Genomic DNA, 12,765 nt, shown 5'->3' with positions numbered 1-12,765 from the left:
GCAGCGAGAGCGATCGGGATCACCACATAGCCGGCTGCTGCGAGCCATGCCGAAACCCCGAGTGAGCCGGCAGCAACCAAAAGAAATGGGGCGGCGCAGCAGATGACGGCGAGAAGCCCAACGCCGCCTAGGCCGATAAACCTTCCGTCCGTCATGCTGCCCCTCTCTACTGCGAAACCTTGGAGGGATAGCCGGCATTGGTGGTTGCGGTGATCAACGCGGCAATATTCGTCCGACTGTCGTCAAAACGCACCTTGGCGATCGCCGCGCCCGTCGCCTCCAACACGTCAACCGCAAGCACCCCCGACACGTTGCTGAGCGCCCGCTTTACGATCGGACCGCAAAGTTCGCAGGTGGCGTTGGCGACATTCAGCGTCACCGCCTGTTCGGCGGCGAAGACCTGACTGCTCGTCAGCAGGAATACAGACAGGGCTAGGAGGGGGAGGGTTTTCATCGGGAACTCCTTGAGATTAGGCCGTGAGGAAGAGGCGCACAGCGTGAGGAAAGCCCATGGCGACGATGATCAGAACAGTTGCGATCCAAAGGCCGATCTTGGCGTTGCGATGGGACGACGGACGCGCGCAGTAAGAACCCTCAACGCATTCAGTCACCCTCGGCTTGCGGTAGACGAGATAGAAGCCGTAGCCGAGGCAGGCGAGTGCGATCGTGACGAACACGGGCTGATAGGGCTCGAACGCGGTCAGATTGCCGATCCACGCACCGCTGATGCCGGCGAAGAACAAGGCAAAGGGCACCACGCAACAGGTTGCCGCTCCCAGTGCCGCCACGATGCCGCCAATCGAGAGGAGCGCCGCCCCATCAAAATGATTTTTGGCCGGTTCTTCCGCTGTAATCGCCACCATCTGGGTATCGTTCTGCGTCATCGTTCACATGCTCCCGCAATTAATCTATGGTGACCCTAGTGCCTGTAGCGACTACAGGGTCAAGCAGGAAAATTTCACAGACTTGTGCGAGCTATGTGATGAAACAGACTGAGGAATTTTCGATCGGCGTGTTGTCCGAACGCAGCGGCGTCAACATCGAGACCATCCGCTATTACGAGAAGATCGGCGTCATGCCGAAACCCGCGCGCAGTGCCGCCGGCTATCGCGTCTACGGCAACAATCACGCAAGGCGCCTGCATTTCGTGCGCCGCGGCCGTGAACTCGGGTTCAATCTCGACGAACTGCGTGGGCTATTGCAACTTGTCGACGGCCACGCCTACACCTGCCAGGAGGTTCACGCGCTCGCTATCGAACATTTAAAGGATATCCGTCAGAAAATCGCCGATCTGCGGCGTCTGGAGCGGGTTATGTCGGATATGGCGGCGCAATGCACCGGCAACCAGGTTCCTGAATGCCCCATCATTGACGCCCTATTCGAGATGCGTCCTGTGAGCCGTTCCCGCTCCGTTCGGCCTTAGCGTACGATTTCGGGCAATTCTTGTTCTGACCCCTATTTCGGCGTCGCGAAGGGCACCGTGTCGTTCGTCGCCGACACGCCGCTGATCCTAGCCTGTGGCATCATCGGCGGCGCGCTGGGCGCGGTATTCTCCCTGCTGGTGCTGAAAGGAACCCGCCGGATAAGGCGCTGGAATGCGTTGCAGCCCTTGCCGCGCACCCTGATGGTAGCCGGGCTATGCGGCCTCGGCGTGGCGCTCATCGGCCTCGCGTCCGGCGGCCTGACCTTCGGCACGGGCTACGTGCAGGCGCGCGGCGCGATTGAGGGCACGCCGCTGCCCTGGCTCTTCTTCGTGGAGAAGCTGGCGGCCGGCGTGCTGTCGACGGTTTCCGGCATACCCGGCGGCCTGTTCGCGCCGTCATTGGCGGTGGGGGCCGGCGTCGGTTCGTCGCTCGGCCTGATCTTCGGCGGCAGCACCGGCGTCGCGGCACTGCTCGGCATGACCGGCTATTTCGCCGGCGTGGTCCAGGCGCCGATGACCGCCTTCGTCATCATTCTCGAAATGACCGGCAACCACGACAATGTCATCGCTTTGATGGTCGCCTCGATGCTCGGCTACGGCACGGCCCGCATGATCTCGCACGAGCCGCTCTATCACGCGCTGTCGCGCATCTTCGTCGCCGAGGCAATCCGCAGGCGCCGGAACGAAGGTGGAATGTCGCCAACCATTCAGCAGAGCACCCATGGCAGCTAGGGTTTTGGTCTCGCAAGGACTTGCCGGCTCTTCGATCCGCGTCTCTACGCTTGCCGAACGATCAATTCGCTGGTCATGGGGATTCCCCTCAGTGCGCCGAGCACCATGTTGTGGGAAATGGCGCGCTCGTGGAGTCTCTCGAGGTCGGTACGCGGCGCGGAGGAGCCCACAGTCGCGGCGAGGTGCAGGGACACAAAGCAGTGCCGGGCATCCATCGGTGCTTCGAGCCCGTCGAAGCCGTCGAACTCGCCGCGCGGGTCGAACACGCCTTCCGCCACGAATTCGATCGAACGCAGGTCGATCCCTCCATGCGCCGCCAGCATCGGATAGTCCGAGCCGGCACAGACAGCCGCGGCGGCGAATATCTGCTCCCAGGGATAGATGACGTCGGGTGGGTTGTCCTTGAGGCTTTCAGGCCGTTCTACGAGCGGGGTGGTGTAAGGATTGTTCGATTGGGGATCGTATCGGTAGCGCGCACGGTACGTGCCCCGCACCGCATCGCCGTGCTTCTTCAGCACCGATACGATGTCCTTGACGGTGCTGACAGCTTCTCCGAGGACGATAGGCATTCTTCTCTCCTTTCGATGATGGAGTTCTCAGACGCGGCGTTGGGGGGCGGGGCGCCGGGGACGAGCAATGTCGACGGGCCCATCTATTTCGCCGGCGCGGCGGCCTGCGCGTCGCCGCCAAGATCCTTCTTGAAGGTCTCGAAATCGACCTGCATGCCGTTGAAGATGGTGCTCCAGTGACGCGTCGACGCGGCGATGGCGACCGCCTCCTCGATCTCGTCCTCCGTCGCGCCTGCCTGCCTGGCGCTCTCTGTGTCTTCCCAGACGCAATAGCTGCACGGGATTTGCGCCGAGACCGCGAGCGAGATCAGCGCCTTGACCTTCGCCGGCAGAGTGGTCTCGCCCGAGAACTGCAGCGCCTTCACCTCAGCCCAGGCGCCTGGAAGTGCCGTCTTGGACACTTGGTGGAGGAACGTTGGCACCGAGCCGAGCGTCGCCTCGACATCCTGAAAGGTGGCATCGACCTCGGCCTGACCGGCCGAGGCGGAGCTAGAGATCGGCAGCGCCGCAAGCATTGCCGCCAAGGCGAATGCGCTGGGGAAGAAAGACCGCAACCCGACGGATTGCGCGAGGATTGCATTGGTAACGAAACCAGGGACTACGGCACTGAACATCATCTCACTCCTATGATGAAACTACTCGCGCCATGTTGATGGCCGCGTACTCAAAGGAGGCGCCGGCGGAAGAGAAAGTTCGATCAGTCGTCTTCGAGGCTGGGCGGCCGCGATGAAAGGTGAAGATGAAGGTGCTGCGCGACGCCGTGCTGGTGGAAGACCACCAGCGCAACGCCAGGCGGGCAATGGAACGGGTCTTCAGGCGGATTGAGAAACGCTCCCTCGATCACGGTGATCCTGCCGGCACTGAGAACGCGCCGCGGTTCGAGTCGAACGCCAGCCTCGGTGTCGGAATCGATCTCGTAGGCAAGGTGAGAACGGCCCACCGTCGGCATCCCTGCTCCGCGGACGAGGTGAAGGTTCTCCGCGAAATGGCCGAGGAAGCGGTCGCGCTCGCCGTGCCGATTGAGACGATCGAACATCTCAAAATAGAAGCGCTGGTGTTCGTGTGACTGCAACCTAGCATCGGAATCTATAAGGCCTGCTGTCTCGAGCAGTATCTCGGCCAGCTTGCGCTTGGCCTCCGAGAGCCGGCTGCGGACGGTGCCGATCGGGACCGCGAGGATGGCGGCCAACTCCTCGTAGGACTGATAGCTACCGAAGTAGCGCAGCATGGCCGCGACCCGCAGCGGCTCGGGAAGCTTGCGCACGGCGTCCCAGATCCATTCGCGAAGCGCTGCTTTCTCAAGCCGCTCCTCGATATTCGCCCCTTCATCGGGGCGGTCGGGAACCTCCGCGACAAGCACCTCGCCTCGCCGTCGACGCAATTGCCGCAGGCAGCAACGGTGCAGCACCATGTGGAGCCAGCCGACGACCGCCTGCGGCTCCTTGAGATCTCCGATGTGCCTGAGCGCGATCAGGAATGTGTCATGGACGGCGTCCTCCGCCTCCGGGCCATAGCCGAGCACCCGCAGCGCGGCCGCATGGAGCCGCCCGCGATGACGCTCCAGCAACAAGCCGAGGCAACCGCTGTCGCCGGCTTGGGCGGCGATGACAAGCTCGGCGTCGGTCGGGCTGATACGAGGTTCATGACCCATAGCCCAAGGATGCGCCTGCGAACGGAAAAGTTCGAATCCAATCCGCACAGTCGACCGTGAATTGTAGAACCACTAACGACCGCATTTAAAGCCGGATGGAGAATGGCCGCTTACCGCCGGATTTCACCATGACCGGACTGTCTGGAGTCGGCCCCATTGAGGCCGTGCTGGCAGAAGGCCGCGCCAGCTTTAATAGTTCCCTCTCACCCGAGCAATCGACCGTCCAGATCAAACGGTTCGATCCGCTCAATTCTGATTGCCGCAGCCGCGGGATGGCGATGGTTGACAATAACGTTCCAGTCCGGGCTGCCAGCCACCGGCACGATCGCCGACGGGACAAACAGAAGCGCGTGTTCAAGCCCGGCCAGCCACTCGTCTCCCATCCGCTGGGTGTCGGCTTCCCTGCGGCGCCAGTCAGCGGGCAGGTCGGACAAGGCCCGTTGCGTGAGCGGCGTCTCGTCGGAAACGTCATAGAGGACCATGGCAAGCGCCGGCAGCAGTGCCGGATCCTCGACGTGGACAAGCTTTTCAAGGACGCAAAGGGACGGCGACGTGGCCGTATAGGTCACCGGACGGCCGACGGTGTTCCAGCGTCCGTTGAACAACAATCCGTACCCGCCATCCATGGCGTCTGCGAATTGCCGGCTGGAAAGCCGCCAGAGCTGCATTAGGCGGCAGCACCCCAAGCGATCTTGCCGAGGATGGTTTCAATGACCCGCGTGCCTGCCTCAGTTTGTGCCACCGTCAGCGGGGTTTCGCCGCCTAATTCCGCCAGTTCCTTGCGCAGCCAACGGTTCGCCTTCGCGGGATCTCCAAAGGTCTCCTCCGCGAGCGACTGTATACGGGCGAGCCGCACGGCCCGGTCGGATTCGTCGACGGTCAGGGGCTCGTTCTTCTCCGCGCGATGCCGGCGCGTGCGTTGCGGAATGACGAAGCGCTCGATCTCTTGTTCACTGAGCCCGGCGAGAGACAGGCCCTTCAGCGTCGCAAGCGGAAGCCGCCGGCGCACCATCATCGCAAGGTCCGCCTGCGATCGGACATCGGCTCCCAGCACCGCGGCGCCGCCGAGTTTGCGTGCTACATCGTCAATGAGTGCGACAGAGGTGCCCATATCCAATCTCCGGCAATCTGCCGAGATATTTAGGGCATCTTGCCGGAAATGCAAGACCTGCAACGAATCTCTAATGTCGGCCGTTCGCCAGATGTGCGTCGCTTCGGATTCAACCACGAATCCATACGGCTCATTTACCCCCCTTCCCCGATTGGATCCATCACCAATGCGGCATGGCCGCGAACAAGCTCCTTTGTCTCCTCGCTTTCCATCCGGTCGATCGTTGCCCGCCACATCGACTCGAGACCGGCATTCAGGGCGAGCGCATCGATATTTTCGACGCCCTTGGCGCTCTCGTCGAGCATTGCATGCAACGCCGCGTTCATCTTACCGAACTGGCTGCTCACATCCTGCCGCTTCAGGATCGGTGAGCGCACAACGTTCGCCTCGTGCCTCGTCACGTCCTTTCGAGACAATGATGCCGACCGATCGTGGTGCGTGGGTGGGACGTAACTCTCTTTCAGCAACGCCTGCACATTGACCTCGAGCTCATCATCGTCGGCTCGATCTGTCGCCATGAGATCGCCCATATCAACATCCGGAAGATCGGCGTCGTCCATGCGTGGGCGCTTCCGATCGGCATCCCTCTTCTCGTCCGCGCCGCTTCCGTTTCCGGCGTGCCACCGTTGCCTGGTTGCCGTGTCTTCCGCCCGATCCTCCGATTGCTGCGGCGCCTCCCCTGGCGTTATGCCCGGAACGCGCGTCGCATCGAGATTCAGCCGGATCGTCAGCTCGTCGAGCGATGAGAAGAAGACATGCCGCTGGCCGCCGACATCCTGCCACAGAAAATCGACCGGGCGCGGCCCCGAGGGCTTTTTCAACGCACCGCCGGTGAGGCCGCCGGCTTTCAACGCAGCAACCCGCCGCTGTACGACCCGAGCGTCCGGATAAAGCATCTGACGCGTTGTCACGCCTTTAAATGCTGTGGGCTCGGCTTCCAACTTCTCCTCGTCATCGAGAGTCCAGGCCCTCGGCTGGATCTGTGGCTTGCGGATTTCCTGATATCTGTCCATCGCCCGGAACTGGCGCTCGCCACCGGAATCGAGTTTCATGATGCGCATGATCGGCATGCCGGTCACCTGCAGGATCGCCTCTTCCGGCTTCATCTGCATCAGGGCGTGAACCGGCAGCAATTCCACGCGCATCGGCATCATGGACCCGCCACGGTCCCGGCGGCCATGGCGGTACGAGTACGACGGCTGCGGCATCAGCTTTGTGTCGACGCCGGCAATCTGGGACACGGCCTGCGCGTCCTCGACATTCTGGAAATTCATGTAGAGCTTGATCGTCGACGTCCCCATCAGGATCTTCTGGCCTGGTCGCTGGTAAAGCCGCTCCAGCTGCGCGCCGTCCTGCAGGATGAACACGAACCGCACCCCATTCTTTCGGATCAGCGGCGCAAGCGTCAGCACGGTGTCGAGCCGGCCGCCGTTGCCGAATTCGTCAAGCATCATCAGAACCTCGTATTCGCCATTGCGCAGCGGGCCGAGCCGCACCAGATTGTCGGCCATCTGCTGCACGAAAATCGAGATCAGCCGCTCGTACATCTGGATGACGTTCCAGTCGGCCTGCAGGTAGATGACCATCCTGCGCTTCCGAATCTCGGTGATCGGGATGGTCGTCACCGACGTCATCGCCTCGATGAGCTCGTTCTGCAAAAAATTGAATTTGGCGCCGATCTCGGCCGCTATCCCCTCGCCCAGCTTTTCATGTCGGCCGATGAACTTCGTCAACTGCATGCGCGTCTGGTCGGACAGATGATCGCCATACCGCGATAGAAGCTGTGCGATCGCCGTGCGTTCGTCCGACATGGAATTGAGGATACGATAAAGCTCGCTCAGGGACTTGCGCGTGTCCGGGCACTCGATCACGAAGCCCAGCATCGCGACGAGCAGGATCCTGGCGCTTTCCTCCCAGAAATCGTTCGAGTCCGAGCGAAGTCGTTCCGGCATCAGCATCTGCGCCAGCTTCTGCAGATCGGTGATACGCTGATGTGGATCCTTGCTGATCACGTCGAGAGGATTGAAGCAGTGCGTCCCGTGCTGGCCCGGCGCCATGAGGTAGACCTCGTAGCCCTTCTTCTTCATGTATCCGGAGGTTTTCTCGTAGAGCTCCCCGCTCATGTCGAGGATGAACATCGATCCGGCGTAGTTCATCATCGTCGGCATGACGAAGCTGCGTGACTTGCCCTGCCCCGGCGAGCCGATCACCATGACATGCTGATCGCTGTCCGAGCGCAGCAGCATCCCCTGCTTGTATCCGAGCACGATGCCGCTCTTTTCGCGCAATCGATAGTCCGCGGCATCCCGCAGCGTCGCCAGTCGGGAATGACCAAACACCTTTCGCTCGCGCTGAATCACCGCCCTGACGATCGGGAATCCGATCAAAAATCCTGCCGCGGCCAATCCGCCCAGGCTGGCGAGGACCGTCAACTTCGCCGGCTTGATGAGCTGGCCGGCGGCATTGGTGCCGCCGAAGGGCGCCTGGTACATGGCGGTCAGCGCGTTGCCGTAGTAATTCGCGACGGCGTCCAGCGTCAGGCCATTGGTGGCGATCAGGTAGAAGGCCACGCCGTAGACGACGACACCCGCCCAACAGGCCGCGAACACCAGGCCGGACGTTGCCAGCAGACTGAAGATCGACCGGACATGCAACAGGTAGAGGATCAGGCGCGACAGCGACCGGCCGCCCTTCAACATCCACCAGGTCAGCCAGACATAGATGAACGGAAACGCGACAAGGAGGGCGAGCAGCGACAGCCCGATCGTGTTGCGCGTGAACACGATCACCATGGTCTGCCTCGCCCCATCCATGATCGGCGCGCGGCTCAGATAGTCGATGAACGACGCCTGGCCGAACGACGTCGAGTACAGGTCGTAGATGAAAACGAATGTCGTGAGCCACATCAGCCCTGCGACCACGATGACAACCGGAAAGGTCAGAAACGAAAATCGCCGCAGCGCCGTCGGCCGTTTCGATCGCGGCACCTCGTCCATAGCGGCGCGCAACGTCGCCGCATCGATCTCGAAGGGGTCCTGCAGCAACCCGCTGTCGTCGGAGAACCTGACCGGCCCGTCATTCGCTGCCTGCCGCGTCGTCTTGACCTGCCACTGCGCCTCGTGTGCGGTGTGGTCCGCCGCGTGCCGAGGCGCGTCGTCAAAAGACCTGGCTGTGAACCTTTTCGCCATCTTCGTTGACCTCGTCCCGAAAATAGATCTCGCTCACCCCCCGGCTGACCGTTTCGTCGCCCTTGCGCAGCTGCACCACGATCGGGATGATCGAGCGGATGTATTTGAGGATGTCATCCCGCTCCATCCGCACGCCGGCGTTCACGATCAAGGTCGACAAACGGTTGAACGCCTGATGCGGCGAATTCGCGTGGATCGTGGTCATGGAGCCGGGATGGCCCGTATTGATCGCGTTGAGGAAGTCGAAAGCTTCCGGGCCGCGCAGCTCGCCCATAAATATCCTGTCCGGGCGCAGGCGTAGCGCCGTCGCCAGCAAGTCTGCCATCGATACCTTCGCCTCGCCCTGGTCTCCTTTCGAGACCAGAAGCGACACCACGTTTTCCTGCCGAGGCTCCAACTCGCGCGTGTCCTCCATCAGGACGAAGCGCTCGTGCATGGGAATGGCCGTCAGCATCGTGTTCAGGAACGTCGTCTTTCCCGAGGACGTGCCGCCCGACACCAGCATGGAGCGATGCTCCGAGGCCGCGAGCTCCAGGAACTGCCGCACCTGCCTGCTGCGCAGCAAGGCCGACAATTGCCGGTCGACCTCGTCCATATCGTCGTCTCCCGTCACCTTCACATGATCGAAGGCGCCGCGCTTCTCGTAGTCCTCCAGCGACAGCCGCCGGATGAACTGCTTGCGGATCGAAAACGCATGGCCTGTGGCGGAAGTCGGATGAAGCACGAACTGGACGCGTTCGCCGCCCGTCAGGACGGCCGAGAGCAACGGGTTTTCGCGATTGATCACCTGGGCCGTCAAAGCAGCGGACCGTACGGCCATGTTCTCGACCGAATGTTCGGTGAGGGCCGGTTCCTCGATCTTCTGCATCACCAGGCTGCCGCCTTTTTCCAGCCACAGCTCCCCCGGCTTCTGGCAGGAGATTTCGACCACCTCGGGATCATCGAGGTATGGCCTGATCGGCTTCAGCGCCTCGCCGAGCCAATGAAGATCGATGTCCCTTCGGCTGGTTGCTGCATCGACCTTCTTAAGCGGAGTCACCACCTTCTTGTCGAGCAGTGCGTCTACGCGCGTATCGTTGGCAGAATCCATCGCTACTTGCCTACCCGCTTCGACCTTTTCAACCGCTCGAACTCTTCAACGACCGGGTCTGGGTACAAATCGGAGAAATCGAGATCACGCGTGACGAAGACGTTGATGTCCGACCCCTGGTCGATATGGATCGTCGGCCTGATATCCTTGGTATTGCCGAAAGCCTCAGCGGCCATCTGCTGGATGCCGGCTGCGATCGTCTGCGCCGCAATGCCACGAGCCTGCTCTTCCGGTGTTTGCGTGCTGCTTTGCGGTATCCGCGTCACCGAGCCATCCGGATTGACGATCGTGATGTCGTTGTTGCGATCGGGATTTCCGAGCGTCGCCACATATTGCGCCGCCCCGCCGATCATCGTGAGCAGCGCCGGCGGGCCGAAGCGCTCCCAATATTTCCGGTCGACCTTCCCTGTTATGCCGGACCGGCCGAGCCGGTCCGTTCCGAACGAACCGAGCTGGACCGAAACGCCGTCGCCGCGGATCATGCGCGTCCAGACGATGAAAACCCGCTCCTGGCCCTGCTGAATGTCGGCCTTGTAGTCGCCGATCAGGCTCGATCCGGCCGGAATCAGGATGCGGCGGCCGTCGAAAGAGTAGACGTCGTCTCGCACGCTTGCCTTCGCCATGCCGGCGAGGTCCGAGTTGATCGCGGTTTCCAGCGTTCCCCTGATCATTGTGCCCTGCGCGATCCAGGCGTCGGTGCGATTGTTTTTCACCGCCCGCGAAACCGTGACGTCCTGGTTGCCCATCGCCGCCAGGAAAGCCCTGTTGGCATCTCCTCCCGTGCCGTCGCGGCCGCTAACGCTCGCGCCGCCCTGTGCGGAGAAATCTTCGCCGCCATTCAGGCCGGCCAGCCCTTGTGCATCACCACCCAGCTGCGTGGATGCCTGCGCCATATCCGTGCCCTGTTGGCCACGCGACTGGTCGTAGACCATTGCATTCGCCTTCACGCGCTCGAGCAACTTCTGCTGGCGTTCGAGTTCGATGCACTTCGGGTCGTCCGGATTGTTTCCGTTCGAGCAATCGACCGGCTTCTCCAGCACCGGCGGCAACTCAACCTGTTCCACCGGTGGCGGCGGCGGTGGGGGTGGCGGCGCCTCCGGCACCACCACGGTGGGGATCGGCGGCGGGGGTGGCGGCGTGTTGAAGCCCGGGCTCTCCGGTGCTCTCACCGGGGCGAAGGTCTCGGGTTCTGCCTGGTTCGTCGCGATCTTTTCCTGCGGTGTCGAGAAGGCCAGGTAGAGCACAATCCCAACGCCAAAGAGCGCCACCAGCAGCGCCAATGGCCGTCCGATGCCTATTCCGCGACGCCGCACCGCGCCACCAATTGCGGCTTCGTTTTCGATGCCATGGCTATATTGCGGATCAGACATCGGCCTACCTCATGCTCCTGTCCGGAGGGCGGCTCGAATACGCCCCTCGCTTTCCCAACGGCTTCGGCCCGACCACGCCCTCGATCGGCGCCGGCTCGTCGGCCGGCCCCGTGCGCAGATTGAACAGGCAGGTTTCCGTCTCCGTCCCAAAACGGAGCGTCCATTGGCGCGACACCGCGTCGATCACGATGTAGTCCTGCTCCCGGCGGTAGTTGACCAGCGACTCGCGCCGCTTCCTGTCGACAACAAAAATCGCCGGCGTGTCGCCCGAAAACTTCATGAAGGTCTTGATGCCGTCGTCGAACACCCACACCGGTTTCGCGCCGGGATCGCCCTTGAAGCCGTAGTCATAGTTCACGTTGTCGCGGCGGATATTCTTGATGTTCGGATTCTTCTGCGCCTCCTGGGCCTGCTCCCACAGCTCCGCCATGCCCTTCATCCCGACATCCTCAGGATAGGAAAATCGAAGCTTGTAGGTCTGATTCCGCTGGCTTTTGGAATCGTTGACCAGCAGCTCGAACGAATAGGTGCGCTTCGTCGTGATGACCGACATATTCGTGGAGGCTTCTTTTTCCATGGGCTTCAGCGTAAGCGAGCGACGGTCGGCCGACGTCAGGATCTGCCAGGAGACCGTATCGCCGGCGACGACCTGCGTGATCTCCTCGTCCGTCCCGAACAGGATCACCGTGACCATGCCGTAGGTGCCGGTGACCTCGAACACCTGCTCCGAGGAATAGGGAACCGTGCGAATGCGAGGATCATAGCGTCCTGGCTGCGCCACCAATTCCGCGTGCGCGAGTGCCGTGCCGAGCAGGACCGCCAGCGCTGCCAGTCCCACTCTCCTCATTGCGGCAGCCCGCTTGGCATCATTTCCGGAACCCTGGTGTAGTCGGTCACCAAGAAGCCCAGCGGATTGAACATCCGCACCCTCTGGCTCATTTCCAGATTGCCCTGCCGATAGCGGATCGTCGCCGACCACCGGCCGACTTTGGCCATACCGCCTTGGCGGCGCTCTTCCGTCTCGAAGCGCACGTTCATGGTCTCGTTATTCAGGGGATTGACGGACAAGAGGTTCACCCGGACGTCTCCCTCCGCTCCGATCCTCTTGACCGGCGACTTCGGATTGCCTGGGTTCATCAGCTCTTCATAGTCGCGAAACGCCCGCCCGTTCGGGTCCGACCACAACTGGATCATGTCGAAGGTGTCGGCGAGATACCTGGGATCGTAGGTCTCCCGCTTGATCACGTAGTTGCCGATGAAGGCTGCCCTCACCGCCTGTAGTTCGGAGACCGACCTGTCATGGTCGAGCGTGGTCACCGTCTCCATGTAGCCTGTTGTCTTATCGACGATCAGCGGCACCACCTCGGTCGATTTCAGCGGGAACAGCTGTGCCGAGGACCAAATCGAGATGCCGGCGACGGCCCACCCCGCGATGGCCCCCAGACCGAGCATGAACGCAAGCAGGGAAAGGAGCGACCTCTGCCGCGCCCCCCATGTCAAATGCTGCTGATAGATTTCCTCAGGACCGGAGACTTTCCCGTCAGGCTCGCCGATTGCCTTTTTCCTCAACAATGCCACTCGAATTCATCTCCGCACAATCCCGGGAATCGCCGCGAACCGTGTCCCGGATC

13 protein-coding genes and 1 pseudogene are annotated in these 12,765 nt (G+C 62.0%); 2 read left to right on the top strand and 12 right to left on the bottom strand.

The features are described 5' to 3' along the window. Positions 1-166: 166 nt before the first annotated feature. On the bottom strand, positions 167-454 hold the full coding sequence (locus AB4136_RS26430; RefSeq protein ID WP_137901771.1) for a cation transporter: 288 nt from the start codon (positions 452-454) through the stop codon (positions 167-169). Between the two features lie 16 nt (positions 455-470). Beyond that, complete coding sequence (locus AB4136_RS26425; protein WP_137901770.1) at positions 471-884, bottom strand: mercuric transporter MerT family protein; 414 nt, start codon at positions 882-884, stop codon at positions 471-473. A 98-nt stretch (positions 885-982) separates the two neighbouring features. On the opposite strand from AB4136_RS26425, the gene AB4136_RS26420 reads away from it, so the two are divergent. Both AB4136_RS26420 and AB4136_RS26415 read left to right on the top strand, forming a co-directional pair. Next, positions 983-1,423 (top strand): MerR family transcriptional regulator, encoded by a 441-nt coding sequence (locus AB4136_RS26420; RefSeq protein WP_137901820.1) that lies wholly within the window; start codon positions 983-985, stop codon positions 1,421-1,423. Positions 1,424-1,456: 33 nt separating this feature from the next. Further along, positions 1,457-2,155, top strand: a pseudogene (locus AB4136_RS26415) (chloride channel protein); the annotation flags it as partial. Between the two features lie 44 nt (positions 2,156-2,199). On the opposite strand, the gene AB4136_RS26410 reads toward AB4136_RS26415, so the two are convergent. The 10 genes from AB4136_RS26410 to AB4136_RS26365 all read right to left on the bottom strand — a co-directional run bounded on the left by AB4136_RS26410 (position 2,200) and on the right by AB4136_RS26365 (position 12,712). Further along, positions 2,200-2,724, bottom strand: a complete 525-nt coding sequence (locus tag AB4136_RS26410; protein ID WP_137901769.1) for an OsmC family protein — start codon at positions 2,722-2,724, stop codon at positions 2,200-2,202. Between the two features lie 83 nt (positions 2,725-2,807). Next, a complete protein-coding gene (locus tag AB4136_RS26405) occupies positions 2,808-3,341 on the bottom strand; it encodes a carboxymuconolactone decarboxylase family protein (protein ID WP_441931782.1) in 534 nt (177 codons plus the stop codon). 80 nt (positions 3,342-3,421) lie between these two features. Continuing rightward, positions 3,422-4,375 carry a sigma-70 family RNA polymerase sigma factor gene (locus AB4136_RS26400; RefSeq protein WP_137901768.1) on the bottom strand — a complete coding sequence of 318 codons (954 nt, stop codon included), beginning with the start codon at positions 4,373-4,375 and terminating at the stop codon, positions 3,422-3,424. A gap of 203 nt (positions 4,376-4,578) precedes the next feature. Continuing rightward, entirely contained in the window at positions 4,579-5,043 is a 465-nt protein-coding gene (locus AB4136_RS26395) for an RES family NAD+ phosphorylase (protein ID WP_137901767.1), read from the bottom strand. Further along, positions 5,043-5,486, bottom strand: a complete 444-nt coding sequence (gene parS, locus AB4136_RS26390; RefSeq protein ID WP_137901766.1) for a type II RES/Xre toxin-antitoxin system antitoxin — start codon at positions 5,484-5,486, stop codon at positions 5,043-5,045. The genes AB4136_RS26395 and parS overlap by 1 nt, the downstream gene beginning before the upstream one ends. A 134-nt stretch (positions 5,487-5,620) precedes the next feature. Further along, positions 5,621-8,674, bottom strand: a complete 3,054-nt coding sequence (locus AB4136_RS26385) for a type IV secretory system conjugative DNA transfer family protein (RefSeq protein WP_441931779.1) — start codon at positions 8,672-8,674, stop codon at positions 5,621-5,623. Continuing rightward, the gene (virB11, locus tag AB4136_RS26380) at positions 8,643-9,764 is read right to left on the bottom strand and encodes a P-type DNA transfer ATPase VirB11 (protein ID WP_083237638.1); all 1,122 of its coding nucleotides are present in this window, start codon (positions 9,762-9,764) and stop codon (positions 8,643-8,645) included. Before virB11 ends, AB4136_RS26385 begins: the two co-directional genes overlap by 32 nt. Before the next feature lie 2 nt (positions 9,765-9,766). Next, a complete protein-coding gene (gene virB10, locus AB4136_RS26375) occupies positions 9,767-11,044 on the bottom strand; it encodes a type IV secretion system protein VirB10 (protein ID WP_441931777.1) in 1,278 nt (425 codons plus the stop codon). Between the two features lie 94 nt (positions 11,045-11,138). Next, complete coding sequence (gene virB9, locus AB4136_RS26370) at positions 11,139-11,972, bottom strand: P-type conjugative transfer protein VirB9 (protein WP_373426420.1); 834 nt, start codon at positions 11,970-11,972, stop codon at positions 11,139-11,141. Positions 11,973-11,977: 5 nt separating this feature from the next. Next, positions 11,978-12,712 (bottom strand): VirB8/TrbF family protein, encoded by a 735-nt coding sequence (locus AB4136_RS26365; RefSeq protein WP_137902173.1) that lies wholly within the window; start codon positions 12,710-12,712, stop codon positions 11,978-11,980. Between the last annotated feature and the right edge of the window lie 53 nt (positions 12,713-12,765).

Source organism: Mesorhizobium sp. 2RAF21 (genome assembly GCF_052115345.1).
GTDB lineage: Bacteria > Pseudomonadota > Alphaproteobacteria > Rhizobiales > Rhizobiaceae > Mesorhizobium > Mesorhizobium terrae.
Note: the sequence above shows the minus strand (reverse complement) of the source record. Positions and strands in the feature narration are given on the sequence as shown.

Coding starts and splice junctions, on each gene's coding strand:
- AB4136_RS26400 (WP_137901768.1), bottom strand. CDS start 4,375: ATGGGTCATGAACCTCGTATCAGCCCGACCGACGCCGAGCTTGTCATC.
- AB4136_RS26395 (WP_137901767.1), bottom strand. CDS start 5,043: ATGCAGCTCTGGCGGCTTTCCAGCCGGCAATTCGCAGACGCCATGGAT.
- parS (WP_137901766.1), bottom strand. CDS start 5,486: ATGGGCACCTCTGTCGCACTCATTGACGATGTAGCACGCAAACTCGGC.
- AB4136_RS26420 (WP_137901820.1), top strand. CDS start 983: ATGAAACAGACTGAGGAATTTTCGATCGGCGTGTTGTCCGAACGCAGC.
- AB4136_RS26385 (WP_441931779.1), bottom strand. CDS start 8,674: ATGGCGAAAAGGTTCACAGCCAGGTCTTTTGACGACGCGCCTCGGCAC.
- AB4136_RS26430 (WP_137901771.1), bottom strand. CDS start 454: ATGAAAACCCTCCCCCTCCTAGCCCTGTCTGTATTCCTGCTGACGAGC.
- AB4136_RS26410 (WP_137901769.1), bottom strand. CDS start 2,724: ATGCCTATCGTCCTCGGAGAAGCTGTCAGCACCGTCAAGGACATCGTA.
- virB11 (WP_083237638.1), bottom strand. CDS start 9,764: ATGGATTCTGCCAACGATACGCGCGTAGACGCACTGCTCGACAAGAAG.
- AB4136_RS26425 (WP_137901770.1), bottom strand. CDS start 884: ATGACGCAGAACGATACCCAGATGGTGGCGATTACAGCGGAAGAACCG.
- AB4136_RS26405 (WP_441931782.1), bottom strand. CDS start 3,341: ATGATGTTCAGTGCCGTAGTCCCTGGTTTCGTTACCAATGCAATCCTC.